The organism is Aeromonas salmonicida subsp. salmonicida, assembly GCF_001643305.1.
Lineage (GTDB): Bacteria > Pseudomonadota > Gammaproteobacteria > Enterobacterales > Aeromonadaceae > Aeromonas > Aeromonas salmonicida.
Map to the genome: position 1 here is coordinate 90,022 of NZ_LSGW01000032.1, position 25,322 is coordinate 115,343.

At 60.8% G+C, this 25,322-nt stretch carries 22 protein-coding genes, 1 other RNA gene and 1 pseudogene; 9 read left to right on the plus strand and 15 right to left on the minus strand.

Features of this window, described 5'->3' with window-relative positions; all coding sequences use genetic code 11:
• Positions 1 to 18 precede the first annotated feature (18 nt).
• The 4 genes from gcvT to AXW79_RS02610 form a co-directional block, all read right to left on the minus strand.
• Positions 19 to 1,116, minus strand: coding sequence for a glycine cleavage system aminomethyltransferase GcvT (gene gcvT, locus AXW79_RS02595; RefSeq protein WP_005310363.1), 1,098 nt, complete (start codon positions 1,114 to 1,116; stop codon positions 19 to 21).
• A gap of 427 nt (positions 1,117 to 1,543) precedes the next feature.
• Positions 1,544 to 2,779 carry an FAD-dependent 2-octaprenylphenol hydroxylase gene (locus AXW79_RS02600; RefSeq protein WP_011898868.1) on the minus strand — a complete coding sequence of 412 codons (1,236 nt, stop codon included), beginning with the start codon at positions 2,777 to 2,779 and terminating at the stop codon, positions 1,544 to 1,546.
• 102 nt (positions 2,780 to 2,881) lie between these two features.
• Positions 2,882 to 4,105 (minus strand): 2-octaprenyl-6-methoxyphenyl hydroxylase, encoded by a 1,224-nt coding sequence (gene ubiH, locus AXW79_RS02605; protein WP_043143705.1) that lies wholly within the window; start codon positions 4,103 to 4,105, stop codon positions 2,882 to 2,884.
• Between the two features lie 228 nt (positions 4,106 to 4,333).
• The gene (locus AXW79_RS02610) at positions 4,334 to 4,903 is read right to left on the minus strand and encodes a UPF0149 family protein (RefSeq protein ID WP_005310355.1); all 570 of its coding nucleotides are present in this window, start codon (positions 4,901 to 4,903) and stop codon (positions 4,334 to 4,336) included.
• A gap of 173 nt (positions 4,904 to 5,076) precedes the next feature.
• Here AXW79_RS02610 and zapA point away from each other — a divergent pair, with 173 nt between their 5' ends.
• On the plus strand, positions 5,077 to 5,409 hold the full coding sequence (gene zapA / locus AXW79_RS02615; protein ID WP_005310350.1) for a cell division protein ZapA: 333 nt from the start codon (positions 5,077 to 5,079) through the stop codon (positions 5,407 to 5,409).
• A gap of 16 nt (positions 5,410 to 5,425) precedes the next feature.
• A non-coding RNA gene (gene ssrS, locus AXW79_RS02620) (6S RNA) lies at positions 5,426 to 5,608 on the plus strand.
• An 80-nt stretch (positions 5,609 to 5,688) separates the two neighbouring features.
• Here the strand turns inward: ssrS and AXW79_RS02625 are convergent.
• Together AXW79_RS02625 and AXW79_RS02630 are read right to left on the minus strand one after the other, a co-directional pair.
• A pseudogene (locus AXW79_RS02625) lies at positions 5,689 to 7,980 on the minus strand (FdhF/YdeP family oxidoreductase).
• Positions 7,967 to 8,755, minus strand: a complete 789-nt coding sequence (locus AXW79_RS02630) for a formate dehydrogenase accessory sulfurtransferase FdhD (RefSeq protein ID WP_005310347.1) — start codon at positions 8,753 to 8,755, stop codon at positions 7,967 to 7,969. Before AXW79_RS02630 ends, AXW79_RS02625 begins: the two are co-directional and overlap by 14 nt.
• A gap of 180 nt (positions 8,756 to 8,935) precedes the next feature.
• Between AXW79_RS02630 and AXW79_RS02635 the strand changes: the two genes are divergently transcribed.
• The gene (locus AXW79_RS02635; protein WP_005310345.1) at positions 8,936 to 9,844 is read left to right on the plus strand and encodes a LysR family transcriptional regulator; all 909 of its coding nucleotides are present in this window, start codon (positions 8,936 to 8,938) and stop codon (positions 9,842 to 9,844) included.
• A gap of 54 nt (positions 9,845 to 9,898) precedes the next feature.
• Here AXW79_RS02635 and emrD read toward each other — a convergent pair whose 3' ends face one another.
• From emrD to AXW79_RS02670, 8 genes are all read right to left on the minus strand, one after another.
• Positions 9,899 to 11,098, minus strand: a complete 1,200-nt coding sequence (gene emrD, locus AXW79_RS02640) for a multidrug efflux MFS transporter EmrD (protein WP_005310343.1) — start codon at positions 11,096 to 11,098, stop codon at positions 9,899 to 9,901.
• 290 nt (positions 11,099 to 11,388) lie between these two features.
• Complete coding sequence (locus AXW79_RS02645) at positions 11,389 to 12,822, minus strand: ABC transporter ATP-binding protein (RefSeq protein ID WP_005310341.1); 1,434 nt, start codon at positions 12,820 to 12,822, stop codon at positions 11,389 to 11,391.
• Positions 12,819 to 13,625: an ABC transporter permease gene (locus AXW79_RS02650; protein ID WP_005310339.1), complete on the minus strand. Its 807-nt coding sequence runs from the start codon at positions 13,623 to 13,625 to the stop codon at positions 12,819 to 12,821. Before AXW79_RS02650 ends, AXW79_RS02645 begins: the two co-directional genes overlap by 4 nt.
• Positions 13,626 to 13,627: 2 nt before the next feature.
• Entirely contained in the window at positions 13,628 to 14,590 is a 963-nt protein-coding gene (locus AXW79_RS02655) for an ABC transporter permease (protein ID WP_005310337.1), read from the minus strand.
• Positions 14,587 to 15,609, minus strand: coding sequence for an ABC transporter substrate-binding protein (locus AXW79_RS02660; RefSeq protein ID WP_250637108.1), 1,023 nt, complete (start codon positions 15,607 to 15,609; stop codon positions 14,587 to 14,589). Before AXW79_RS02660 ends, AXW79_RS02655 begins: the two co-directional genes overlap by 4 nt.
• A gap of 5 nt (positions 15,610 to 15,614) precedes the next feature.
• Positions 15,615 to 16,124, minus strand: coding sequence for an ABC transporter substrate-binding protein (locus AXW79_RS24095; protein ID WP_005310333.1), 510 nt, complete (start codon positions 16,122 to 16,124; stop codon positions 15,615 to 15,617).
• Between the two features lie 219 nt (positions 16,125 to 16,343).
• A complete protein-coding gene (locus AXW79_RS02665) occupies positions 16,344 to 17,006 on the minus strand; it encodes a glutathione S-transferase family protein (RefSeq protein WP_005310331.1) in 663 nt (220 codons plus the stop codon).
• A gap of 196 nt (positions 17,007 to 17,202) precedes the next feature.
• Positions 17,203 to 17,658 carry a hypothetical protein gene (locus tag AXW79_RS02670; protein WP_011898874.1) on the minus strand — a complete coding sequence of 152 codons (456 nt, stop codon included), beginning with the start codon at positions 17,656 to 17,658 and terminating at the stop codon, positions 17,203 to 17,205.
• 199 nt (positions 17,659 to 17,857) lie between these two features.
• On the opposite strand from AXW79_RS02670, the gene suhB reads away from it, so the two are divergent.
• A complete protein-coding gene (suhB, locus tag AXW79_RS02675; protein ID WP_005310327.1) occupies positions 17,858 to 18,661 on the plus strand; it encodes an inositol-1-monophosphatase in 804 nt (267 codons plus the stop codon).
• Between the two features lie 355 nt (positions 18,662 to 19,016).
• Here the strand turns inward: suhB and AXW79_RS02680 are convergent, their stop codons facing one another.
• Complete coding sequence (locus AXW79_RS02680) at positions 19,017 to 20,648, minus strand: methyl-accepting chemotaxis protein (RefSeq protein WP_005310325.1); 1,632 nt, start codon at positions 20,646 to 20,648, stop codon at positions 19,017 to 19,019.
• 366 nt (positions 20,649 to 21,014) lie between these two features.
• Between AXW79_RS02680 and AXW79_RS02685 the strand changes: the two genes are divergently transcribed.
• The 5 genes from AXW79_RS02685 to AXW79_RS02705 all read left to right on the plus strand — a co-directional run bounded on the left by AXW79_RS02685 (position 21,015) and on the right by AXW79_RS02705 (position 25,246).
• Positions 21,015 to 21,848, plus strand: a complete 834-nt coding sequence (locus tag AXW79_RS02685) for a ZIP family metal transporter (RefSeq protein WP_005310324.1) — start codon at positions 21,015 to 21,017, stop codon at positions 21,846 to 21,848.
• Between the two features lie 97 nt (positions 21,849 to 21,945).
• Positions 21,946 to 22,704, plus strand: coding sequence for a substrate-binding periplasmic protein (locus tag AXW79_RS02690; protein WP_011898876.1), 759 nt, complete (start codon positions 21,946 to 21,948; stop codon positions 22,702 to 22,704).
• A gap of 103 nt (positions 22,705 to 22,807) precedes the next feature.
• Positions 22,808 to 23,500 (plus strand): 5'-methylthioadenosine/S-adenosylhomocysteine nucleosidase, encoded by a 693-nt coding sequence (gene mtnN, locus AXW79_RS02695; protein WP_005310320.1) that lies wholly within the window; start codon positions 22,808 to 22,810, stop codon positions 23,498 to 23,500.
• Positions 23,497 to 24,447, plus strand: a complete 951-nt coding sequence (locus tag AXW79_RS02700; protein WP_005310318.1) for a cobalamin biosynthesis protein CobD/CbiB — start codon at positions 23,497 to 23,499, stop codon at positions 24,445 to 24,447. Before mtnN ends, AXW79_RS02700 begins: the two co-directional genes overlap by 4 nt.
• A complete protein-coding gene (locus tag AXW79_RS02705; RefSeq protein WP_005310316.1) occupies positions 24,440 to 25,246 on the plus strand; it encodes a cobalamin-binding protein in 807 nt (268 codons plus the stop codon). Before AXW79_RS02700 ends, AXW79_RS02705 begins: the two co-directional genes overlap by 8 nt.
• The last annotated feature ends 76 nt before the right edge of the window (positions 25,247 to 25,322 follow it).

Consider the following 25,322-nt stretch of genomic DNA (forward strand, 5'->3'; position numbering starts at 1 on the left):
TTCGCCGCAATGGGGTTGTTACACCAGTTTCTGGCCGTTGCGCACGAAAGCGGGCTTGGTGACCTTGACGGTGACTAGCTTCTTGCGGATCTCCACCTCGGCCTGCTCGCCGATATCTCGGGGCACCCGCGCCAGGGCAATACTGTAACCCAGGGTCGGCGAGAAAGAGCCGGAGGTGATCACACCTTCCCGTTTTTCACCGCTGGCGGTGGTGAAGGTGACTGGCATGCCGGCACGCAGTACTCCCTTCTCTTCCATCACCAGACCGACCTGCTTGAGCTGGGTACCCGCCGCTTTTTGTGCTTCCAGCGCGGCGCGACCGATAAACTGGCGGGAGGCCGGTTCGAAGGCCAGGGTCCAGGCCATGTTGGCGGCGAGCGGGCTGATGCTTTCGTCCATATCCTGGCTGTAGAGGTTCATGCCGGCTTCGAGACGCAGGGTATCCCGCGCGCCCAGTCCGCACGGGGCCACGCCGTTATCCAGCAGCGCCTGCCACAGGTCACACGCCTTCTCTTGCGGCACCACGATTTCATAACCGTCTTCACCTGTGTAACCGGTGGTGGCGATAAAGAGATCCCCTGCCTGCACGCCGAAGAAGGGCTTCATGCCTTCCACTGCCGCGTTCTGCTCAGGGGTGAATACCTTGGCCGCCTTGGCCTTGGCGTTGGGGCCCTGTACCGCGATCATGGCGAGCTCGGGGCGTTCGGTCACGCTCACGGCAAAATCGATGGCGTGGTGGCGGATCCAGGCCAGATCCTTCTCGCGAGTGGCGGAGTTGACCACCAGACGGTAGAAGGTATCGGTCAGATAATAGGTAATGAGGTCATCGATGACGCCGCCATCGGGGTTGAGCATGCCGCTGTAGAGGGCCTTGCCCGGGACTGTGAGTTTGGCTACGTCGTTGGCCAGCAGGTGTTGCAGGAAGGCTTTGACCCGTTCGCCGGTCAAGTCGACTATGGTCATGTGGGAGACGTCGAACATGCCGGCATCGGTGCGCACCGCGTGGTGCTCTTCCAGCTGGGAGCCGTAGTTGATGGGCATTTCCCAACCGTGGAAGTCCACCATTTTGGCGCCGGCTTCCAGGTGCTTGGGATGCAGTACTGTAGTCTGGATCATCGCTGTGTTTCCTTAAGCGTTCGCGACAACACTCGCAATCCGCCTTCCTCTGACAGCCAACAGTACGGTCAATCGCCTGTGCAACAGAAAGAGAAGAGACAGTCGGAGTCTGTGCTCGTTCCAGCCCCGCAGGGCAAGAGTGATTCCTTGAACGCAGCGGATTATATGACAAGAGGGCGAGCACGCCGCTCAAAAAAAACTAATCCACCGCTAGTAAACAGACCCCAGACACTAAGGTAAAAACAGTGATAAAAACAGTGATAAAAACAGTCGAACAGCGACTCACACGAGATTAAATTTTGATTTTTACCGTTTCGTCACAATTTGAAGAAAAACGTTTCGCCTGCCACCCAGATTAAAGGCTGATGCCCAAAATGGGTCATCAGCCTCGTCACATTAGTTTTGTTGTAAAAAAACCTGAGTAGTATTAGATTTTTTCACCCTTGGCCAACCCAGGCAGTTCGCCATCGAGCCCCATGGCGGCCCGGATCACCCCCTGCTTGAGCGGCACCAGCGCATCGAAGGCGCACAATCCCATTCCGCGCACCAGCTTCTTGAGGGGGTTGGCCCCGCTGAACAATCGCTTGAGCCCTTCCATCGCCGCCAGCATGCGGGCCGCCTCGCTCTTGCGCCAGCGCTCATAGCCACGCAAGTTGGCCAGCAGACCTATGTCCCTACCGGCACGATGCGTTTGCACAATCTGCTCCGCCAGCGCCGCCGCATCCAGCAGGCCGAGGTTGACCCCCTGCCCCGCCAGCGGATGTATGGTATGGGCCGCATCCCCCACCAGCACCAGTCGCTCGCGGGCGAAGTCGCGGGCATAGCGGGCGGTGAGCGGGATGGCGCTGCGCGCCCCTTCCACCTTGCACAATCCCAGCCGCCCATCGAAAGCGGTGGTGAGCTGGCGGTTGAACTGTTCATCATCGCAGGCGCACAGCGCCTCGGCCCGGGTGGCGGGCACGGACCAGACGATGGAGCAGAGGTTGGGTTGCCACAGGGGCAGGAAGGCGAGCGGGCCATCCGGGGTGAAGATCTGGCGGGCCACCGCCTCATGGGGCTCGGCACAGCGTACCGTCGCCACCAGGGCATGGTGGCCGTAATCCCAGCTGGTGAGCGGAATATCGGCCTGGCGGCGCACCCAGGAGTGGGCGCCATCGGCGGCCACCACCAGCTTGGCCGACAGGGCACGACCATCATCCAGCAGCAGGAGTGACCCCGCCTCGCCACTTTGCAGGCTGGCTGCCCGGGCGGGGCTCAGCAGGCTGATGTTGCTCGCCTCCCCGTTTCTGTCATCGAGGATCGCCTCCAGCAGCGCCAGCTGGATGACCCGATTCTCGACTATGTGGCCGAGCGCCGCCTGGCGCAGGCTGGCGGCGTCAAAACCAATCTGGCCGAAGCTGTCTTGCTCCCACACCTGCATCTTCTCGTAGGGCTGCAGGCGGCGCGCCTCGATACCGGCCCAGGCGCCAACTTGCTGCAAGATCCGCTGGCTGGCCAGACTCAGGGCACTGACCCGGTTGTCCGGTGCCTCGCCGAGCTGGGGTTCGGGCAACTGCCCCTCCACGATGGCAATCTTGAGGCCGCTCTCCTTGAGTGCGGCGGCGAGCCCCGGGCCCACCATGCCACCTCCCACAATCACCACATCCACGTTTTGCATCTGCATCATCTGTTCCTTTCGTGGCTGACCGACAGGGTCAGCAGGGGACGCCCATTGGCATCGACCCCGTTCAATACGCGGTTTGCTGCCACCTATGGGCGGCACACCTTATTTACGGCACAGGTCGGCCACAAACCCCAGGGTGCGGGAGGCCAGCGGCGCCTTGAGACAAGTCAGCCGCCCCATCAGGGAGAGCAAGAGGTTGCGGCCTGCCACCAGGGGCTCATGACCATTGGAGAAGAGCTGGGCCAGGGAGGAGGTGAGCCAGATGGTCTTGGCCTGATCCTCCTTGCGTTGCTGCCAGTAGCCGTTCAGCACGCCGAAACTGCCGATGTCCTTCCCCACTGCAAGCGCGCCAGCAACCGCCTGGGTGAGCAGGTCAAGGTCGCGCATGCCGAGGTTGAAGCCCTGCCCTGCGATAGGGTGCAGCAGGTGAGCGGCATTGCCCACCAGCACTGTGCGCTGGGCCAGTGGATAGTCAGCCGCCGTCAGCACCAGCGGATAAACGTGGCGCTGACCGGCCCGCTCGAAGCGCCCCAGCCGCCAGCCAAACGCCTGTTGCAGCCGGGCGAGAAAGGCGGCCTCATTCAGCGCCATCAGTTCATCCACCTGATCCCGCCCGACGCTCCACACCAGAGAGGAGAGCCCCTCCTGCATCGGCAACAAGGCCAGCGGGCCCCCCTCGGTGAAGCGCTCGAACGCCCGACCGGCAAGATCCTGCGCCGTCTTGACGGTAGCTATGATGGCGCTCTGCTCAAAATCGTGGCGGGTCACCGCCATCTTGAAGTGCTGGCGCACGAAGGAGTTGCCGCCATCGGCCGCCACCAGCAGTCGGGTCTGGTAACGCTCACCGCTGGCCAGCAGTAAATCCACGCCCTCTTCCAGCGGCTCGACCCTGGCCAGCATGGCCGGGCACAACATCCGGATCTGCGGGCAAGCCGCGATCGCCTGTTGCAGCTCAATCCCTGCCGCCGACAGCTCGATCACCTGACCAAGCGCGGGCAAACCATATTCCGTCGCCGACAGCCTGGCCTGACCGCCATGGCCCCGATCCGAGACATGAACCTGGGTGATGGGGGAGCAGTGAGGGGCAAAGCGAGGCCAGAGTCCGTGGCGGGCAAGCGCCTCGCAGGTGCCTGCAGAGAGCGCTATGGCACGGGCATCGAAGCCAGGGTGAAGCGTGAACTCGGGGGCACTCGCCTCCAGCAGCAGGATCTGCAGGGGTTTGCCGTCAGCACCTCGTAGCGCTGCGAGGGAGAGCGCCAACACGGCGCCACTCATTCCACCGCCGACGATAGCCACATCGACGTGAACCAGATCAGATTGAGACATGAGATGAGAGGGATAAGCTAAAACGTGGCCTCATGCTATCACAAAGCAGTGGGCCAGGATGCGAAGCCACGGGCAAAAATCGGGGGGCGGCCATGATGCAATCGAAAACCTGCCGGACTATGTCGGCAAGCCGACACCTGCAAAAAAGCCGGATAAAAGCAGAGCGCCACCTGGGCGCTCTGCGTTGTTTTATGCTGTTTCTGTCGCAGTGACGACCGCAAGGGCCAATCAATGCAAAGTCGGCGGTGCGATCGGGGTATCCGGGCGTTTGCCAAACTCCTCGAAGGTCATCATGACCCCCAGGCGCACATTCTCGTAGAGCACCAGGAAGGAGGCTTCGTTTTCATCATCTTCCTGATCGAACTCGGCAGAAACCTGGGTGATGCTGGCGATGTCCTGGATCATCTCCTGCAACTCTTCAGACGCTTTGGACAGCTCCTGCTGCGCCACACCAAAACCGGCCAGGAATGCCTGGGACCAGTCCACCAGCGAATCGATGCGCTCGTCGAGCGGCGCCTCGTCGCTTGGCAGCAGCAGCTCGACACCCTTCTGGGCCATCAGGCTCTCGACTATCTCGTGATAGAGATCTGTCATCACCTGGCGCACCGGGGCCGGCAGGCCGAAACCGTCGTTGACCAGATCGTTGAAAGGCGGCAACCAGCTCTTGTCATCCAGTGCCACGCCACCGCAGACGAGACCGCAGATCACGCCATGGGCCTCCACCGCCGTTGCCATCAGCTCATGCTGTTCCATCAGGTCGGCCACGGCCGTGTATTTCAGGGGGTTCGTTTTGCTCATCGAGGATCCGCTCAAAGTTCAGGCAAATATGCAGAATTAATGGTCAGGATCCTAGCATTCTCCCCCTTCCAGAGCCAGCAAGGCCTTGAAACTTCTGCATCTGCGCTATATAGTCCCGCCCAGTTGTCCACGTGGATAAAGGCGGAAATCAGCACCGCCGTATTGAGGAAGGCATGAGCACAGAGGCCGTAGAAATCGTCATTTTGGGACGTCCCTACAAGGTATCCTGTCCCTTGGGACAGCAGGACGCCCTGCGCCAGGCCGCCGACCAGCTGACTGACAAACTCATAGAGCTGCGTCAGCGCTCCAAGGTCTCCAGCAACGAACAGCTGGCGGTGATGGCAGCACTCAATTTTTGCCATGAGCTCTGCCTTGAAAAAGAGAAGAATCACCAATACTCTGAGACCATGGACAAGCGGATCAAGATGCTGCAACGCACCATAGAAGCAGCGCTGATCGAACACGGACAGTATGGCGAATCCAGCGAACAGGGCCAGCAGCCCTAATCGCGCAATGTTTTAAAATTCCCTGGGATGTGCGTCAGCCGGTTCAAGTCCCCGAGCCGATAATCATACCCAACAGGGGATCGGCCTTCTGGCTATTGCGCATGCTCGGCACGACCGAGAAGCCTGCGGTCAGATTCGATTCCCGCCTTGAACCTACGGTTCAAGGGCCCAAACCGGCAACGGCATCTCCGGGGTACCAACAGCAAAAAGCCCGTCATCACGATGACGGGCTTTTTCTTTGCTTGAAGATCACTCAGTAACCGGCACGGCAGTGCTATCTCATTTGCTCAGCAGCAGATTGTCCTGCTGACGGGTGGCGGTGACCAGCACGGGTATCGACTTAGAGGTGGGGGTAAACGAGCCCTCGCCGATACTGTCGATGGGCACCAGCGGGTTGGTTTCGGGATAGTAGGCCGCGATATTGCCCTGCGGGATCTCGTAGATCATCACGTTGAATCCGGTAACAATCCGCTCGCGCCCATCGTTGCAGATGGCCGCCATATCGACCCGATCCCCTTCGGCAAAACCAAGACGACGGGCATCTTCCCCGTTCATGAAGACCACGTTGCGCTGGCCCTTGATGCCACGATAGCGATCGTCCATGCCGTAGATGGTGGTGTTGTACTGATCGTGGGAGCGCAAGCTCTGCAGCAGCAAGACCGGCTGGTCGCTCATCTGTTCGGCATGGCGGGTACACTCCGGCAGCACAGAGCGCGGCAGGGTGCTGGCGCGAAACTCGGCGCTGCCACTGGCGGTATTCCACCTCAGTTGCGCCGCGGCGTTGTCCAGATGAAAGCCACACGGCTGCTGGATGCGGGCATTGAAATCGGTGAAACCTGCGATGGTCTGCTCGATGAGATCGCGAATGCGGCCATAGTCATCGCGCAGCGCCAACCAGTCGACCCGCTCGCTGCCAAGGGTAGCGTGGGCCATCCGCGCCACTATGTCGGTCTCTGACAAGCAGAGCGGCGACACCGGCTCGGCTGTACCGGTCGAGGCGTGCACCATGCTGAAAGTATCCTCCACCGTGATCTTCTGGTTGCCCGTGCGCTGGATATCGAGCTCGGTACGACCCAGACAGGGCAGGATCAGCGCCGCCTTGCCCACCTGCAGATGGCTGCGGTTGAGCTTGGTGCTGATCTGCACATTGAGCGCGGCCCTCTTCATGGCTCCGTAGGTGAAGTCTGTGTCGGGTGCTGCGGCGGCCAGGTTGCCGCCCAGGCAGATGAGCACCTTGCTCTTGCCCTCGTGCAATGCCTTGAGCGCCTCATAAACGTTGTGACCACGCGCCCTGGGCAGGCTCGCCTGCAGATGGCGTTCGAGCCGGTCAATAAAGGCGACTGTCGGCTTCTCGTTGATCCCCATGGTGCGGTTGCCCTGCACATTGCTGTGGCCCCGTACCGGACAGAGCCCCGCCCCCGGCTTGCCAAGCTGGCCGCGCATCAGGTGCAGGTTGACTATCTCGCGGATGGTGTCGACCGAGTGCAGATGCTGGGTCAGCCCCATAGCCCAGCAGCTGATGACGCTGCGGCTGGCGGCAAAGACCCGGGCAGCCTGCACGATATCGGCGCGAGTCAGGCCAGATTGCTGCTCGATCTCGGCCCAGCCGGTGGCGCGCACCTGCGCCTCGTACTCGTCAAAATGACGGGTATGGCGGGCGATGAAGTCGCGATCCACCACCTCGGGCGCCTCTTCCAGCATGTATTTGGCCATGCCGCGGATGGCGGCCATGTCGCCGCCCAGTTTGGGCGTCAGGTATTGATGGCTGATGGTGGTGGCCGCCGGGGTCAGCAGCTCAAGGGGGCTCTGCGGACTGGCAAAACGCTCTAGGGCCACCTCTTTGAGGTTGTTGAAGCTGACAATCTTGCAGCCATTTCGCGCAGCCTTGCGCAGGGCATTCATCATGCGCGGATGGTTGGTGCCCGGATTCTGGCCATAAACGAACACCGCCTCGGCACGGTCAAAATCATCCAGCACCACAGTGCCCTTGCCGACGCCGACCGACTGAGCCAGCGCTACCCCGCTCGCCTCGTGGCACATGTTGGAGCAGTCGGGGAAGTTGTTGGTGCCAAACAGGCGGCCAAACAACTGATAAAGGTAAGAAGCCTCGTTACTGGCGCGCCCCGAGGTGTAGAACTCCACCTCATCCGGGCTGTCGAGCCCCTTGAGGGTATCGGCGATCAGCGAAAAGGCCTCATCCTAGCTTATCGGTTCATAGTGATCGGTCGCCGGGTTGTAGCACAGGGGCTCGGTCAGCCGCCCCTGATACTCCAGCCAGTAGTCGCTCTGGGTGGCCAGCTGGCGCACCGAGTGGGCCGCAAAAAACGCGGCCCCCACCGTCTTGCCGGTGGACTCCCAGGCCACAGCCTTGGCGCCGTTTTCGCAAAACTGGAAGGCGCCGTGATCGTTGTCGCCCCAGGCGCAGCCCGGACAGTCGAAGCCATCGGTCTGGTTGACCCGCAGCAGATTCTTGATGTTCTGGCGGGTCTTCTGGCTGCGCAACACCTGCTTCATGGTGGACTGCAGGGACGAGAAACCGCCTGCTTTGGCAGGTTTTTCAATATGACTCATGGCACTCTCCGATGGGATCCGCCGGGCGATAGCTGGAGTAGCTGACCGGGGCATCAAACTTGGGAATATGGACGACATTGAGGTTGTATTTGAGGGCCAGCCTGACCGCCAGCTGGCTGGGGGACGCCAGACAAACGAGGTGGCGAGCGCCGAACAGCGCTGCTTTTTGCACCAGCTCGCTGCCGCAGCGACTGGTCACCACTAGGGTGTCGCAGGCCTGTGGTTGGCGCAACAGGAGACCGATCAGCTTGTCGAGGGCATTGTGGCGCCCTATATCTTCTCGGCAGTGGAGGATCAGCCCATGCTCATCCAGCGCCAGCGCCGCATGGAGGGCGCCAGAGTGTTGCCCCTTGAGCTGCCAGCGGGCGATCTGCGGGCGCAGTTCGGCCAGCAAGGCGACATCAAGGGGTGGGGTGAGCGGCAGAGCTGGCAAGGGGGGAAACGCCTGCTCGACCGCCTCCACCCCGCAGATGCCGCAGCCGGTGGCGCCGGTCAGCCTGCGCCGACGCTGCTGTAGCTGCGCCAGACAACGATTGGCGATGGTAACATCCAGCACAAAGCCATGTTCAGCAGGGGATACCCGGATATCGTGCACATCGTGGTTGTGCCGGATGATCGACTCGCAGAACAGAAATCCTATGGCAAAATCGTCGAGATCGTCCGGTGTCGCCATCATCACCGCATGGTTGATGCCATTGATATTGATGGATACCGCCACCTCTTCCACCAGATGATCCAGCGAAGGCAAGGCATGGTGGATGGCAGGTTGAACCATGGGGTTGGCTGCAGGCATGAAAGGTTGGCCTAAAAATGCAAACTGCATTCAAGTTTAGAGAGGCCGCACCGGCAAAACCAATGAATTAAATCTATCTCCCGATAGAATCACTCTATTGACGATGAATTTTCAATTGATTAATTTTAAGTATCACCCCGCCAGACGCCTCGCAACACCGCCATGAACATCAAGCAACTGCACTATTTCCACGAACTGGCCAGGCATCGGCATTTTGCCAAGGCCGCCAAAGCCTGCCACATCACCCAGCCGACCCTGTCGGCCAGCATCACGGCACTGGAAAAAAACCTGGGCACGGATCTGGTGGTACGCACCAGCCAGTTCGTCGCCCTCACCGAGGCGGGCGAGCTGGTGCGCCAGTACGCCGAGCGGATGCTGCTGGAGCAGGAGGCGCTCAAGCAGGAGCTGGCGCTATTTCACGGCGAACTGTCGGGCACCTTGCGCATCGGCATAGTGCCCCAATCCAATGTCGACATCATGCCGCTCATTGCCAGGTGCAAGCAGCGCTACCCAGATATCGTCATTCGCCTGTTGGTGCTGAGCAACGAAGCCCTGCTGTCACAGCTGGCGCTGCACCAATGCGACATAGGTTTGGGGTTTGACGAGCCCCCTGGTGAACCTGGCAGGCACGCCTTCAACCTTTACCCTCAAGGTCACAACCGGATGGCGGTGCTGATGAACCGCGGCGCGGTGGAACCCCTCCCCTCCTCTGCGCCCATGACCCTGGCCAGTCTGCAAACCCGGCCACTGGTGCTGCCAAGCCGCTCCATGCAGTTTCGCCGATACCTGGATCTCGCCGCCGAGCGCGCACGGATAAATCTGAATGTGGTGCTGGAGACAGACTCCCTGTTCCATCTGGTGAGTGCGGTGCGCCACCAGCTGGGCTGGGCCATCGTCAGCGCTGGCCTCGCCCACTCCGCCAGCAAGCTCTCTGATCTGGTCTGTCACCCCCTAGAACCGATCGAAGCCGGCAGCACCGTCTTCCTCACTCGCCAGCACAGCATCACTCCCGCCATAAGGGCCTTTCTGGATCTGGTGGCAGAAGACGCCACCATAGGCCGGGGGCAATAACGAAGAAGCCCGCCAATGGCGGGCTTCTTCGTTATGCAAGGAGCACAGACAGGATCAGGTCGCCATCTGCTCGTGGGGCGATCCATGATGGCGCAGCCAGGCAAAGCTCAGGGCTACCAGCAGGACCATGATCGTCATGATGGCCCCCAGGGTCACCTGGCCCTCCATCGGGAAGCAAGCCGCCAGCAGGGTGACTATCCCCGCCCCCAGGTTCTGCATCCCGCCAAGAATGGCGCCAGCCGTCCCTGCCTGACCCGGGAAGGGTTCGATGGCGCAGGAAGTCGCGGTCGGATAGAGGATGCCGCTACCGATGAAGTAAACAGCGGCGCCCCCCACCAAAGAGGCGGCACTCACCACCCCGAACAGGCCTGGCAGCAGTATGATGAGCGACCCCAGCGCCAGGAAGGCGATGCCAAGGCGCATCAGTTTGCCCTGGCTCAGGCGAAAACTGAGCTTGGCAGAGAGCCAGGCACCAAACAGATAACCGGGCAGCGGCAGCACGAACAATACGCTGACAGTGCGGGCGCTCAGTTTGAGCACATCGCCGAGCAGCACGCCTGCCGCCGCTTCAAACACGGCAAGTCCTGCAAAGGTCGCCATCAGGCAGAGCAGATTGCCCTGGAAGCGTGGATTGCCCAGCACATGGCGGTAGGCGGCGCCGACCCGCAGCCGCTCTTGACGCGCCGCCACCGGCAGGGTTTCACCAAACCAGGCCAGCAGGGCCAGGGTAGTCACGGCACCAAAACCAAACAGGAACCAGTAGCCGGCACGCCAGTTGAACAGCTCGGTCAACCAGCCGCCCAGCACAGGGGCCAGCAGCGGGGAGAAGATCACCCCCATGCTCACCAGACTGTTGGCCCGGTTGAGCTCGGCGCCGCTGTAGCGGTCGCGCATCACGGTCCGGCTCATGGCACCACCAGCACCGGTACCCATCCCCTGGATCAGGCTGCCCACCAGCAGCGCGGTGAAGCTCGGGATCAGCTGAATGGTCAGTGTCCCCACCAGAAACACCATCATGCCGATAAGCAGCACGGGGCGACGGCCGATGCGATCCGACAGCGGACCATAGACAAACTGGGAGAGCCCGTACGGGATCAGGTAACAGGCCATCACCGCCTGCAACTGGCCGGAGGCCACGTTGAAGTCCCCCGCCATCATGGGAATGGAGGGCACATACAGGGTCTGGGTCATCTGGCCCACAGCGACCATGAGAATGGTCAGAAAAAACAGAGGGTAAAAACTGTGCCGATACATATCTCAGTCCCGCGAATCATCAAAAGCTGCCGCACCCCTGGCAGATAATCTGCAGAGGGGATCCAAAAAACAGAGTCAATCAAAGGTGAAAATACAAGGCGGAGAACCCGCACCGGCCGGGAGCAGGACACTCCCTTGGCTTGGGGTGATCTTAGTGATTCAGATCACGAAAAACGAACGAATCTTTATAATCAGCTTTCCCTAGTTTTTCTAATGTGACGGGATTATTCACCCCGTCTGCGAAACAAATCAAGGGGTTATCATCGACAAGATGCTTTCAGACCTCATCATCATACTGTCCGCCGCACGCGGGCAACATCCAGCCCCTCATCTTGGGTGCCTGCTGTCATCCCCAGCCGCAGGCAGCGTTCCCCCACCTTGTCGGCCAGGGCTTCGTCATGGGTCACCAGCAGCAGGGCACAGCCGATCTCTCCCAGCTCCTCCAACAGGCAGGTCATGGTCTGCTGCTGACTGAGGGGATCGAGCCGGGAGGTGGGCTCATCGGCAAACAGTAGAACGGGGCGCAGCAACAGGGCCCTAATCAGCGACAACCGCTGCAACTCGCCCCCAGATACCTGACCCGGCAGACGCCTCAGCAAGCTCTCATCGAGCCCAAGCCTCGCCAGATAATCGATGAGACGCTGACGGGGCAACCGATGGCGGCGCAGCAGATCGTCAAACAGGGTCCCGAGGCGCACCCGACTGGCAAACGCCTGCACAGGATCCTGATAGAGTTTCTGCCAGCGATGGTGAGCGACCCCTTCCCGGCGCACCACATGCCCCTGCAAGGGACGCTGCAGACCGAGCAGCACATTACCGAGGGTGCTCTTGCCCGCACCGCTCGGCGCCATGATGGCAAGCCGCTCCCCTTGCGCCAATTGCACATCGAGCCCCTGGAACAGGGTCTGTTCGCCATACCCCATGGTCAGCCCCTCCCCCCTGAGCAACCAGTCGCCTGTGGCCGGTGCACTTTTCTTGGGCCAGGCCGCCGGCTCTGCCGCCAGCAGCGCCCGGGTGTAGGTGTGGGCCGGGTGATGCAACACCCGCTCGGCGGGCCCTTGCTCCACTATCTCGCCCCCCTTGACCACCAACACCCAGCCACCCAGCGCACGGGCCAGAGTCAGGTCGTGGGTGATGGTCAACAACTGACGAGCCTGCGCCAGATAGCCCAGCAGCAGCCCTTGCAGCCTGGCGCGGGCCAGACTGTCTAGCCCCTTGGTAGGCTCGTCGGCGATGAGCAGTCGGGCCTGCCCCAGGGTGGCGGCCGCAAAGGCGGCGCGCTGGGCCATGCCGCCGGAAAGCTGGTGCGCGAAATGAGGCTCACGCCCTGCAAGCCCCTGGTGTTCGAGGGAGGCTCTCGCCCGCGAGCGGGCCTGTTGACCTCCCGCAAGCCAGCCCTCCTCCACTTGGTGCAGCAGCCCCATGGTAGGGTCGAGTGCCATCACAGGCTCTTGCGGCAACATCGCCAGCTCCCGCCCCCACAAGGCACGCAGTCGATGGGGCTCGGCCAGATCGTAGTGATGACCGGCCACCTCAAGCTGGCCTTGCCCAAGTAGCGATGCAGGCAGAGTGCCCATCAGGGCATGGGCCAGCAGGGATTTGCCCGAGCCACTCTCCCCCACCAGGGTCAGGGCACTGCCGGGAGTCAGGGTCAAGTCCAGCGCTTGCAGCAGGGTCTGCTTGCCATCGCCAACCTGCACGCCCTTGATGTGAATAGCAGTCATGACCTGGCTCCTTGTGAAGAACGGGGATGGGGCTCTGCCTTCTGGTTGAGCAGCACCAGTGCCAGCAGCATCAAGCCCATCACCATGATGGGGGCCAGCAGCAAACGGGGTGCCTCCTGATAGTGCGGCAACGCCTCCGTCATCATCAGCCCCAGCTCGGGGGTGGGAGGCTGAATGCCCACCCCGACAAAGCCCAGGGTGGAGAGGGTCAGAATGGCCCCCGCCAGACCGAACGCCATCATGGTCAGCAACTGGGGTGCCAGCTCGTGCCAGAGGTGGCGGCGCACTATGTAGCCGTTGCCAAAACCGAGCAGACGGGACGCCTCCACCTGGGGTGACGCGAGCAAGGTGCGACTGCGGGCCCGCACCACCCGGTAGTATTCCACCCACTGCGCCATGGCCAGACCGAGATAGAGGATGGCAAAGCCGCCCTGAGCCATGGCGGAGAACAACAGCACCAGCAGCAGACTGGGCAGGGCCAGCACACCGTCGGCCAGGCTGCGCAGCAGCCCATCTGCCCAGCCACCGCGCCAGGCTGAGAGCCAACCCAGCAGAGAACCGAGCAGGGCGGCCGTCATGACGCACAGGATCCCCAGCAGCAGCGACAAGCGGGTAGCAGCGGCCAGCCGCGCCATCAGGCTGCGCCCCAGCTGATCCCGCCCGAGGGGCTCCTGCCAGGAAGGGTCGGCCAGAAAGTTGACCAGATCCTGGGCGGCAGGATCGGGCCAGATGAGCGGTGCCAGCAAGGCAAACAGCACCACCAGCAGGAGCAGGCTCGCGCCGGCTTTCAATGAGAGAGACATGATCAAGACTCCTTGGGACCGCGAGGATCAATGGCGAGGCAGAGCAGATCGGTCAGGGTGTTGAGCAGCACAAACAGCGCAGCCAGCACCAGCACTGTGCCCTGCACTATGGGCACGTCGCGCCAGAAAATGGCATGCACCAGCGCATGGCCGATGCCGGGCCAGGCAAACAGACTCTCGACCACCACCACACCTTCAATCAGGAGCACCAGCTGTACGCTGGTGTAGGCAATGACGCTGACTCCGGTATTGCGCAACCCGTGGCGCAGAAATACCCGTACTGGCGACAGCCCCTTGGTGAGGGCAAAGCGGTAATAATCGGACTGCACGACAGTGAGCACGCTTTCTCGCACGACCCGGGCCAGCACGCCGGACAGGCCGAGCCCCAGGGTAAGGGCGGGCAGCCAGAGGTTGTGCCCCTCCCCGTGCCCGGCGGCACTGAACCAGCCCAGCTCCACCGAGAGCAGCACCATCAGCACCAGACCGAGCAGAAAGGGCGGCAGTGCCCGCATCAGTACGCTCCAGGCCAGAGTCAGCCGATCGCAGAGCCCCCCCGGATGCAAGGCGCTCAGGCTGCCAAGGGGCAGCGCCAGCAACAAGGCCAGCACAAAGGCGGCCAGTGCCAGCGACAAAGTCGCCCCCAGATGATGACCAATCTCACCGACGACCGGAGCCCCGGTGACCAGCGAGCTGCCCAGATCCCCCTGGAGCAAGGCGGCCAGCCAGTCGCCGAAGCGGGACAGGGCCGACTCGGCCAGCCCCAGCTCATGGCGCACAGCGCTCGCCGCCTCTGCGGTGACATAGTCATAGCCGTAGCGACCGGCGGCGATGCGAAAGGCGATATCCCCGGGCAGGGATTGCACCATCAGAAAACAGAGACCGGCCACCAGCAGCGCCACCATCAGTGCCTGTACCAGACGCTGACTCAGGACGCCCACGACAGCAGACAAGGGCAAGCCTGTCATTGCGCACCCCAAGTCAGCCTGGTCAGGTAATAACTGCGCTCTTGGGGATCCAGTTCAAAACCCTTGAGCTGGCGGCTGACGGCTGCACTCTGGCGATACCAGGCAATGGGCAGCAGCGGCAACTCCTGTTGCAAGGTAGCGGCGATGTCGCGCCTCAGCATGGCGGCCTCTTGCGTGGGCAAGGCTTCACGACCAAGCCGCGCCAGTTGAGCTGTCAGTACAGGGGATTGCCAGTTCATTACACCCCAGTCGGCACCGGCAGGGGCCAGGTCCCCCAGCAGGGTCACCAGCGGATCCGGCACCAGCGCATAGTTGCGGGCATAAAGGCCGAGCTGGAGCGAGCCATCCTGATGACCTGCCGGGATCTCGCTCGAGTTGCCCACCGCCACCTTGAGCTCGACACCAACCTCTTTCCACTGTGCCTGCAACGCCGTCGCCAGCTGAGGCAACTCGGGGCGATCCGGGAAGGTACGCAGGGTCAGAGTGAAGCGATCCTTCCCTTTGTATAGCACGCCATCTGCCCCCTTCTGCCAGCCTGCCGCGGCAAAGGCCGCTTGCGCCGCCTGCACGTCATAGGCAAGCGGTGTCAAGCCGGGCTGATGCCATTCCTTCAGACTGGGAGGAAAGAGCTGGGTCGCCGCCATCTCGGGATCCCGCAGCAGAGCTGCCGCCATGCCGCTGCGGTTGATGGCCAGACTGAGCGCACGCCGCACGGCCGGATCGCTCAGGCGCGGATCGGCCCCATTGAGTTTGAGCTGTATGGTGCGTGGCAAGGTCACAGAGGCAATGCTCACCCTGGGCGCCTGCTGCAAGCGGCGTATGCTGACCGGATCCAGCCCCCATGCGATATCGGCCTGACCACTCTCTGCCATCAGGGTACGGCTCTCGGCGCGGCCGACCGTCAGGTAGCTGACCTGCTCGATGGCGGCCTGAGGGCCATCCCAGCGGTCAAAGCGCGCTGTTTCGATCCGCTGAGGCTGCTGCAAACGAGTAATGCGATAGGGGCCGGATCCAATCACCTGCGTCACCTCCCCCTTGTCGTCATAGGCCCCCTGGCCAGGATCTGGGTACTGGGATGGGCCAGCACAGCCGCCAGCGAGGCGAAGGGGTGGGAAAGGGTGACAAGCAGTGCCCCCTCTTTGGCCTCAATGGCGGTAATCGGTGCGCTGGTCAGTACCCCTGGTTTGCGCCAGGCCTGTTGCAACGCAAACGCAGCCTGCTCGGCATTCACCTTGCTGCCATCGTGAAAATGGGCGTGGGGGCGCAGCGTGAATCGCCACTGCAAGCCATCCTCTGAGCGGGACCAATCACTGGCCAGCCCCGGCTGCAAGCCTCCCTGACTGTCAACTTCGACCAGGGTCTCTGCTACCTGCAAACGGGTAAAAAAGACACCGTTGCTGGCCGGGTCGATACTGTGGATTTCCCATGGCCCCACCATGGTCAGTGGCTTGCCATGTGCACCAGCACTCATGCCTGCCAGCAACGCCAGGGCACACCATCCTGAATAGGCGTATTTTTTTGTCATCGTCTCCATCCGAATAATCATTGCCATCAACCGAAAGGATGTAGTTATAACATAACAATTAATCGTGCAGAATGACTTTCCACTCTTGATGAATCACTCGTTTGTGGGGAGTAAATAGTGGGGCCAGACGCCCCTTCTCAAAGGGCATGGATGATGTGGCGGGGTGATGTAAAAACAAGGCGGAGAAGCGAGAAAAAGATGGCCCCGTCACGGGGCCATCTTGTCAGCTTAGCGAGTCACCATATGCTGGGCTTGCTTGACCAGATCGGCCGGATCCTCGTTGCGCGGCGGTATGGCAATCCCTTTCTGGCACGCGGGGCGAGCCGCCATACGCGCCATCCAGGCTTGCAGATGGGTCAACCCGTCGATGGAGATACCGCTCCAGTCATAGATGCGCACCCAGGGCCAGGTGGCAATATCGGCGATGCTGTACTCATCGGCCAGATACTCGTGCTCCGCCAGATGGGTGTCGAGTACCTCGAACAGGCGTCGCCCCTCTTTCTGATATCGCTCGATGGCGGCCGGGATCTTCTCCGGGAAGTAGCGATAGAAGACGTTGGCCTGCCCCATCATGGGACCCACACCGCCCATCTGGAACATCAACCACTGGATGGCCTGGGAGCGACGCTTGGGATCCTGCGGCAACAGCTTGCCCGCCTTCTCTGCCAGATAGAGCAGAATGGCGCCGGACTCAAACACCGCGAAATCGCCGTTATCCCGATCGACGATGGCCGGAATGCGACCATTGGGGTTGATGGCCAGAAACTCGGGCTTTTTCTGATCCAGCGCCGACAAATCGAGCGGGATCACCCGATAGGGCAATCCCAGCTCTTCGAGGGCAATCGCCACCTTGAAACCATTGGGGGTGGCTGCGGTATAAAAATCGATCATCATGGACTCCTTGTGATTCAGGCCTGGGTGCAGAGGCTAACCTCGGCCCATTTATGCCGGATCCGGGTTGGTGCTATGTGCACATGCAGCAAGACAACTTGGATGTGGGCTGCGCATCTCGCAGCAGCGGCACAATATCGGCCAGTTATGACAAATATTGCGCCGCTTGAACAGCCCGATAAAAGAGGACGCCAGGTTAGCTGCACAACCCCATGGGTTGGCGCTGGCGCAGCAGAATGAGGCGGGACAGCAGCGGAAAGTAGGACTCAAGCTTGTTTAATAGCACCCGGCTGCAGGCGGGATCAGCCAGTTCAGACTCGGCCAGCGCTATGCCATTGGAGACAAAATAAAAACGGGGATCCCGTACATCCGGCCCCTGAATGGTGAGGGAGTCATCCCCCCTGTGCATCAGCAGCGGTAATACCGGCAAGCCGAAGCTATCGCCACTTCGCTGCCAACCGAACTCGGGCCAGACAGTATCGCCATCGAGCAGCAGAATGGCCGCCTCCTCTTTACCCGGCTGCCATTGCGATGGCTGGGTAATATTCACCTCGTCGAAGTAGGCGCCATATCCGGTTGATGCTCTCAGCGCCGCTAGCAGTCCCTGGGTAGTTGCTGCCGACGGTTTTTGACTGACTAATGACAAATTCATGATCCACATCCCTATGCTCATGCAGCCTGTTATTCGGCTACTGCCATAAGACTAGACCAAAAAGAGTCTGTATTGGAGCCGTCAGATCTGGCAGTCGCCAAGGTCGGGGAGAAGGCGTATAACGGTTGCCATTATCGAAAAGACTGGTATCATACCGCGTCCTTTTATCCCCCGTTCTTTAACATCCAGTGGTGAACCTATGCATCCGATGCTGAATATCGCCGTGCGCGCTGCGCGCAACGCCGGTCAAGTAGTAGTAAAAGCCTTTTCCCAGCCCGAAAACATCGAGGCCATCCAGAAAGGCAGCAATGACTTCGTGACCAACGTTGACCGTGACGCCGAAGCGGCCATCATTCACACCATCAAAAAATCTTACCCGGAACACAGCATCATTGCTGAAGAGTCTGGTGAGATTGCCGGTACCAATCCGGACTACCAATGGATCATTGACCCACTGGATGGCACGACCAACCTCGTCAAGGGCATTCCGCACTTTGCCGTCTCCATCGCTCTGCGCGTCAAGGGCAAGACAGAACAAGCCGTCGTCTACGATCCCATCCGTGACGAGCTGTTTACCGCGACCCGTGGTAACGGCGCTCAGCTGAACGGCTACCGCATCCGTGTCGGCAAGGCCAAAGAGCTGGCTGGCACCGTTCTGGCCACCGGTTTCCCATTCAAGCAGAAGCATCATATCGAGCCCTACCTGAAGATGTTCCAGAGCATGTTCATCGAATGTGCCGACATCCGTCGTTCCGGCTCTGCCGCACTGGATCTGGCCTATGTGGCCGCCGGTCGCGTCGACGGTTTCTGGGAGATCGGCCTCAAGCCCTGGGATACCGCAGCCGGTGAACTGCTGGCCAAAGAGTCCGGCGCCATCGTCACCGACTTCGTGGGTGGTCACAACTACGAAAACTCCGGCAACATAGTGGTTGCCAACCCGCGCGTCCTGAAAGAGATGCTCGGCAAGATCCGTGAGAACCTGCCGGAATCTCTGGCCAAGTAAGTCGTTACCCACAGCGCACACACATTGAACCCGGTCCAGGCCGGGTTTTTTTATGTCTATTGCCAAGCAATTTATCTGCAAAGCCGCAAAACAATCCTGCCATGCCCTTATCCGGGAGCTTGCTATACACATGCACTCAGCAAGTGTCTTGCATCCGATATCAAGCCCCTCCCTTTTGCCACTGCCCGCCTTGGCTCAATCAGCCGCAAACAGGAGTTTATCCACTGGGCGCCGGCCTTTTCAGTACTGTCGTCTTTACCAAATAACAAAACCCGGCCTGAGCCGGGTTTTGTTATCAATCCAACGGGGACAGTGCCAGCTCAGCGTGAGCCGACCCGGCACTGCCCTCATGTCATCAAGCCAGACGGAAGCGACCCATGGTCTGCTTCAGGCCGGCGGCCAGCTGGCTCAGCTCCAGACAGGCACGGGCGGTGTGATCGGCGCCGATGGCAACCTCGTTGGAGGATTCATTGATCCGCTCCACGTTGCGACCCAGTTCATCGGAGACAGCATCCTGCTCGCCACAGGCACTGGCAATCTGAATGGCCATGTCGGCAATCTGGGCGACCGCCTCTTCAATTTGCTGAATGCCGTTGCTGGTCTGCTCGCTCTGCACCACGCACTGACGGATCATGTCACAGCTTTGGCCTGTCACCTCTTTCGCCTGGTTGGCTCGTGCCTGCAAGGTTTCTATGATGGCCACTATCTCGCCGGTGGATGCCTGAGTGCGACCCGCCAGGGTTCGTACCTCATCGGCCACCACGGCGAAGCCACGTCCCTGCTCACCGGCACGAGCCGCCTCGATGGCGGCGTTGAGCGCCAGCAGATTGGTCTGATCGGCGATGCCGCGGATCACGTCCACCACCAGATTGATCTGGGCAGATTCACGCTCCAGCTCGGCGACCAAGGTCCCTGCCTGTTCAATCTCCTCGGCAACCCGGGTAATGGCCACCAGCGAGCTCTGCACATCCTGATTGCCGCGACGGGCCAGGGCGTTGGCAGAGCTGGCGGATTCGGAGGCTGTCTCTGTGTTGCCTGCCACGTCGGCCACGGTCGCCTTCATCTGGGTCATGGCGGTCGCGACCAGAGAGATCTCCTGCTGCTGGCTCTGGATCCCTTGCGCCGATTGTTCGGAAACGGCGCTCACCTCTTCGATGGCGGCGCCAAGCTGAGTCACTGCAGCCACCACTTCTTCAATCAGACCACGCAGATTGTCCTGCATCTTGAGGGATGCCTTGGCTAGCATGCCCAGCTCATCGCGACCTATGTGCTGACGATCCAGCTGATGGGTCAGGTCACCGGAGGCGATGGCGTTGGCCTGTGCCACGACGGCGTACAGCGGCAAACAGATCTGGCGAGTCAGGAACCAGGTCATGGCCATCATGAACAGCAGCAGGCCGCCGATGCTCACCATGGCAAAACTGATCACCATGTTGACGCTGCCGAGCAGGCTGCCCCGATTCTCCTTCACGAAGCCGAGGTTCACCTCCACCAGGTTGTTGACCGACTGCTCCAGGGCGCCATAGGCGGCGTTTGACTGGAATAGCAACGCCTTGGCCTCGGCAGGCTGACCTTGCACCAGCATCTGATCAACGGCATTGACCGAGTTCAGGTACTGTTGCCAGTCCTGCTTGGCACGATTGAATACCTGACGCTCATGATCGGCGCCGACCGTTGCCTCGTAGGCACGAAAAGCACGCTCGACCTTCTGGACATTGTCCTGGATGCGGCCACGACGAGCCTGCAGATCGGCGGCATCGTCAACCATCAACAGGGCAAACTGGGCACGACGCACATAGGAGACGTCGTAGAGCAATTTTTCTACCGAGAGCACGCTCGGCAAGGTTGAGTCGGTAAAGTTCAGCACGCGGTCGCGCACGCCGCGCAACTCGCTGGAAAGGAAAATACCGAATATCACATTGACGGCGGCAATGACCGCAAAAACCACGGCAATCTTTTTGCCGATAGACAGATTTTTATAAAACATAGTGGCTGGTGATCCTCAACTGCTGACAAGCAGGTGCACTGTGGCGATCACATCCGTATGAGCTGATACCCGGGCATTCCTGCCGGGAAGTGGGGCGTTGCGAAAGACCAAGGGAAGGGCGGGTTTCGCGAGGGCGGCACTTTACCATAAAACCGCTCACTCCCTCACCGGATTTTCGGCGAGAAAGCAAGTTGTTTTCCCCCATAACCAGACTTTCATCACGCACTTTTTATAGCGACCAAATCATTTCAAATAGTTAGCCGATGGGGACAATCGACGGGCGGGCATGGACAAAGCAGGTCAGGCTGGGTGTAATGCACAGGATGGTTACAAGCCATCCTCATCTGCTGTAGAGAGGTCTAGTTTATGGATAATGCATCGGCGCTGCCGGTTTCCTCCTGGTCAATCCAACTGCGCGAGCAGGTGCAGGCTCGCCCACTGACCGCCCTCGGTCTGCTCATCGCGCTGGCCGCCGTCTTGCTGCTGCTATTGCAGAGCCTCATCATGCTGGCGACTGACGATATGAGCACAGGCGTCCGTTATGGTCTCATCGGCGGGGTAGCAGGCTTTGCCGCCAGCGCCTTCTCCCTGCTGCTGCCGGGGCTCGAAGCAGCAGAAGGGATCACAGGGGATGGCTTTCTCGCCGCAGCCGTAGTGGTAGCCGGTATGACCCTGGGGGTACTGCTGATGCTGGGGCTGGATCAGTTCACCCCTCATGAACACGACAAGACAGGCCCCTGCGGCCCAGGCCACCAGCAGTGCTCCCGGGTCTGGCTGTTCGTGTTTGCCATTGCCCTGCACAACCTGCCGGAGGGGATGGCCATCGGGGTCAGCTTCTCTCAGGGGGATATGTCGGTGGGGCTGCCGTTGACCACGGCCATCGCCCTGCAAGACATTCCGGAAGGGCTGGCGGTGGCGCTGGCCATGTGCGCCGCCGGATTCAGACCCTGGGTTGCGGTATTGGTCGCCATAGCAAGCGGCTTGCTCGAACCCCTCGGCGCCCTGCTTGGGGTCGGCCTCTCCAGCGGCATGGCCATCGCCTACCCTATAGGGCTGGGGCTGGCCGCAGGCGCCATGCTGTTTGTGGTCTCCCACGAGGTGATCCCGGAAACGCACCGCAATGGTCACCAGACCCACGCCACCCTGGGGCTGATGGCCGGCTTTGCCCTGATGATGACCCTCGACACCGCCTTGGGTTGATAACATGCTGATAAATAGCCTGATATCTCATTCGTTGACGATACTGACATAGCTGGCATCGGGATCTCCCCGAGCCTTCATCGAGGGCCTGCATGACATGAGATCCTGGGTGGCCTCACTGCTTTGCCTGCTTGCCCCTGCACTCTGGGCAGCCAGTTCCCCCGAGGTTTATCACACGGCGGCGCAACCGGAATCGGCTCCCAAGTACATTGGAAACCCGGATGGCCGGATCGGCGGCATTTGCGTCGACCTGTTTCGTCTCATGGAGCAGCGAGAGCCCGCCCTGCGCATCCAGGGCGATCAAGCCTTCCTGCCGCTAAAGCGGTTGGAGAAGAGCGTGCGGCATGGCCAGCTCGATTTTATCTGTGGTGTCGGCGACAACCCGGCGCGTCGGCATCAGTTCATCTATCTGCAACCACCTGTGTTTACCGTGCGCTACCACCTGGCGGTGCGCAGCGACGACACTGTCGAGGTCAAGGGCTGGGATGATGTCAGAGCACTCGGCAAGGAGGGCACCATCCTTATCAATCATGGCAGCGGCGCCATAGAGCGGCTGCAAACCATAGGCGGTCTCATCATAGATAGCGGCGGGATCAGCAGTTCAGCCAATTACCACAAGCTGCTGATGAAACGGGGACGTTTCGTCTATTACCGCTCACCGGGTTTTGAATTCGATATCCGCCAGCACAACCTCGCCAGCCAGATCCGCGTACTCCCGACGGTCATGGAGGAAACGCCCTTTTATATCCTGTTTTACCAGCAGACTTCCCCCGAGCGGCTTGGCCTGTTTGCCAACACGCTGCAGCAAGTCGCCAACAGCGGGGAGCTGGCCAGCCTGGTCGAGCATTACCGCTAGCGTATCTTTCCCCGCGTCATCTGAATGCTCGGCGCCATCACCAACTTTTGTTATGATCCACAACAACTTATTCGGCCGTGCGGCCATCGAGACGAGGTGAGTGATGAAAGTAGGTATTATCGGCGCCATGGAACAGGAAGTGGCCCTGCTGCGCAGCCAGATGAACGAGCCAACCACGCTGCAACTGGGCGGCTGCGAATTCTATCAAGGCAAGCTGGCAGGCAAAGAGGTGATCCTGACTCGCTCCGGCATCGGTAAGGTCGCCGCCAGTGTCGCCACCAGCCTGCTGCTGGAAAAATTTGCCCCGGATTGTGTCATCAACACAGGCTCAGCTGGCGGCTTCGCTCAGGATCTGCACATCGGTGATATGGTCATCGCCGATGAGATGCGCTTTCACGATGTGGACGTGACCGCCTTTGGTTATGAGATGGGCCAGATGGCACAGCAACCTGCCGCCTTCCCCTGCGATGGGAAACTGATCGCGGTGGCACAGGATTGCATCGCCGAGCAAGGCAAGCATCAGACCAAAGTTGGCCTCATCTGCACCGGTGATCAGTTCATGTGCAAACCAGACGCCATCGCCAAGGCCCGTGCCGATTTCCCGCAGATGCTGGCGGTCGAAATGGAAGGGGCCGCCATCGGCCAGGTGTGCCACATGTTCAAGGTGCCCTATCTGGTGGTGCGCGCCATGTCAGACATCGCCGGCAAGGAACAGGTTGAATCCTTCGATGCTTTCATCGAGGTGGCGGGCCAGCATTCTGCCGAGATGATCATCAAGATGCTCGGCAAACTGTGATCGACCTCGCCACACTGGAACACATGGCCGCCACTCCGGCGGCCATTTTGCTCGGGGCCGTGCTGCTGGAAGCCATACTGCCCTGGCCTGCCCAGTTCAGACTCTCTGCCCTGGTACCCCTGTTGACCCGCCTGGGCCACAAGGTTCACCGCCCCGATGGCTCCCCTCAGCAACAGTTTCGGGCCGGCCTGCTGGCCCTGCTGGTCGTCTGGCTGCCATGCGCAGCCGGACTCTGGGCGGTGCGCAATCTCTCCCTCTCCGAGCCGCTGTTTGACCTGTTGTTTCTGTTGCTGATGATAGAGTCCCGTCCGTTGCGTGAGCTGGCCAAGGCAACCCGTTCCCTGGCAAGCCAGGAGACGCTGGTCGTTGCCCGCCTGCAGGCAACCCCCTGGCTCAGGCGCGATACCGGCAAGCTCTCCGTGATGGGGATTGCCAAGGCCGTCAGCGAGACCTGTGCACTGCGCCTGGCAGGACAATGGGCGGGTCCCTTGCTGGGGTTTGCACTGGCAGGCGTTCAGGGCGCCCTGCTGTGGCGACTCGCCCAATTGATGGATCAGGGCTGGAGCCCCAAGCAGGTGGCATTCAGCCACTTCGGCCGCGCCGCCGCCGTGCTTTATCAGGCCCTCTGCACCCCTGCCATTCTGCTGCTGGCACTGCCCCTGTGCCTGACCCAAGTGCGCCAGCTGGGCGCCAGGATGCGCACTGCCATTCAGTGGCCCTACCCCGCCATGGGCATCTTGCTCGCCCAGCTATCCAGCTCGCTGGGCATCCGGCTGGGTGGCCCCCGCTATTATCAGGACACCCTGTTCCGCTTCCCGGTATTTGATGCACCCAGCGACCCGGCAGCCGCCACTGCGCTGCGCGTACTCAACCGGTTGCAACTGATTGGCTGGGGTTGGCTCGCACTGGCCGCACTGCTCACAGTGCTGGAGCAGCTCCATGGCTAACTATTTCGCCCTGCTCTGCTGTTCGCTGACGCTGCAGGCTGCAACACCGATGCGCATCGTCAGTCTGACCCCCCATTTGACCGAGCTGTTGTTCCTCGTCGGGGCAGGCGATCGCATCGTCGCCACCGATGATGCATCGGATTTTCCGCCAGAAGTGAACGATCGCCCGCACGTTGCCAACTATCGCAGCATCAACCTTGAAGCCCTGCTGGCCCAGAAACCGGATCTGGTGGTGGCCTGGCGCTCTGCCCAATCCCGTATGCTGGCACCTGTCGAACAGCTGGGGATCCCTGTGTTCTACTCTGAGCCAACTGATTTTGCCTCCCTGGCCACCGAAATTCGGGCGCTGGGAGCACTGCTGGACCTGGAGCAGACAGCGAACACTCAGGCCGAGGCCTACCTCGCCAGATTGGCGGCGCTCAAGCAACGTTATGGTCAGCCCAACCATATCAAGGTGTTTTATCAGCTCTGGTATCCGCCCCTGACCAGCGTCAGCGGCTCGGCGTGGCCAGCCCAGGCCATCGAACTGTGCGGTGCAGAGAACCTGATGGCTGGCGCCAGAACCCCTTACCCTCAGGTCAATTTGGAGCAGGTGATCAAATCTGACCCTGCGCTCATTCTGGCTGGTAGCCAGGATCCTGACGCTTTACGTCACTGGCAACAATGGCCCATGGTCGATGCGGTCAAACATCAACGATTGCAACTCATCAATTCGGATGAACTGCACCGCTTCACCCCGAGGGCGCTCAATGCCGTGGAGCAGATATGCAATGCCATCGCTCGCGTTCAAGCAAAATAGCCACTGGCAATAACGCAACGATATTGAAAACAGAGACGCCGGCATCCGCCGGCGTCTTGTTGTGTCTGAAAACTAT

Bases quoted from the DNA above. Each gene is read 5' to 3' on its own strand.
- gcvT (WP_005310363.1), bottom strand. From the start codon at position 1,116: ATGATCCAGACTACAGTACTGCATCCCAAGCACCTGGAAGCCGGCGCC.
- AXW79_RS02600 (WP_011898868.1), bottom strand. From the start codon at position 2,779: ATGCAGATGCAAAACGTGGATGTGGTGATTGTGGGAGGTGGCATGGTG.
- ubiH (WP_043143705.1), bottom strand. From the start codon at position 4,105: ATGTCTCAATCTGATCTGGTTCACGTCGATGTGGCTATCGTCGGCGGT.
- AXW79_RS02610 (WP_005310355.1), bottom strand. From the start codon at position 4,903: ATGAGCAAAACGAACCCCCTGAAATACACGGCCGTGGCCGACCTGATG.
- zapA (WP_005310350.1), top strand. From the start codon at position 5,077: ATGAGCACAGAGGCCGTAGAAATCGTCATTTTGGGACGTCCCTACAAG.
- AXW79_RS02630 (WP_005310347.1), bottom strand. From the start codon at position 8,755: ATGGTTCAACCTGCCATCCACCATGCCTTGCCTTCGCTGGATCATCTG.
- AXW79_RS02635 (WP_005310345.1), top strand. From the start codon at position 8,936: ATGAACATCAAGCAACTGCACTATTTCCACGAACTGGCCAGGCATCGG.
- emrD (WP_005310343.1), bottom strand. From the start codon at position 11,098: ATGTATCGGCACAGTTTTTACCCTCTGTTTTTTCTGACCATTCTCATG.
- AXW79_RS02645 (WP_005310341.1), bottom strand. From the start codon at position 12,822: ATGACTGCTATTCACATCAAGGGCGTGCAGGTTGGCGATGGCAAGCAG.
- AXW79_RS02650 (WP_005310339.1), bottom strand. From the start codon at position 13,625: ATGTCTCTCTCATTGAAAGCCGGCGCGAGCCTGCTCCTGCTGGTGGTG.
- AXW79_RS02655 (WP_005310337.1), bottom strand. From the start codon at position 14,590: ATGACAGGCTTGCCCTTGTCTGCTGTCGTGGGCGTCCTGAGTCAGCGT.
- AXW79_RS24095 (WP_005310333.1), bottom strand. From the start codon at position 16,124: ATGGAGACGATGACAAAAAAATACGCCTATTCAGGATGGTGTGCCCTG.
- AXW79_RS02665 (WP_005310331.1), bottom strand. From the start codon at position 17,006: ATGATCGATTTTTATACCGCAGCCACCCCCAATGGTTTCAAGGTGGCG.
- AXW79_RS02670 (WP_011898874.1), bottom strand. From the start codon at position 17,658: ATGAATTTGTCATTAGTCAGTCAAAAACCGTCGGCAGCAACTACCCAG.
- suhB (WP_005310327.1), top strand. From the start codon at position 17,858: ATGCATCCGATGCTGAATATCGCCGTGCGCGCTGCGCGCAACGCCGGT.
- AXW79_RS02680 (WP_005310325.1), bottom strand. From the start codon at position 20,648: ATGTTTTATAAAAATCTGTCTATCGGCAAAAAGATTGCCGTGGTTTTT.
- AXW79_RS02685 (WP_005310324.1), top strand. From the start codon at position 21,015: ATGGATAATGCATCGGCGCTGCCGGTTTCCTCCTGGTCAATCCAACTG.
- AXW79_RS02690 (WP_011898876.1), top strand. From the start codon at position 21,946: ATGAGATCCTGGGTGGCCTCACTGCTTTGCCTGCTTGCCCCTGCACTC.
- mtnN (WP_005310320.1), top strand. From the start codon at position 22,808: ATGAAAGTAGGTATTATCGGCGCCATGGAACAGGAAGTGGCCCTGCTG.
- AXW79_RS02705 (WP_005310316.1), top strand. From the start codon at position 24,440: ATGGCTAACTATTTCGCCCTGCTCTGCTGTTCGCTGACGCTGCAGGCT.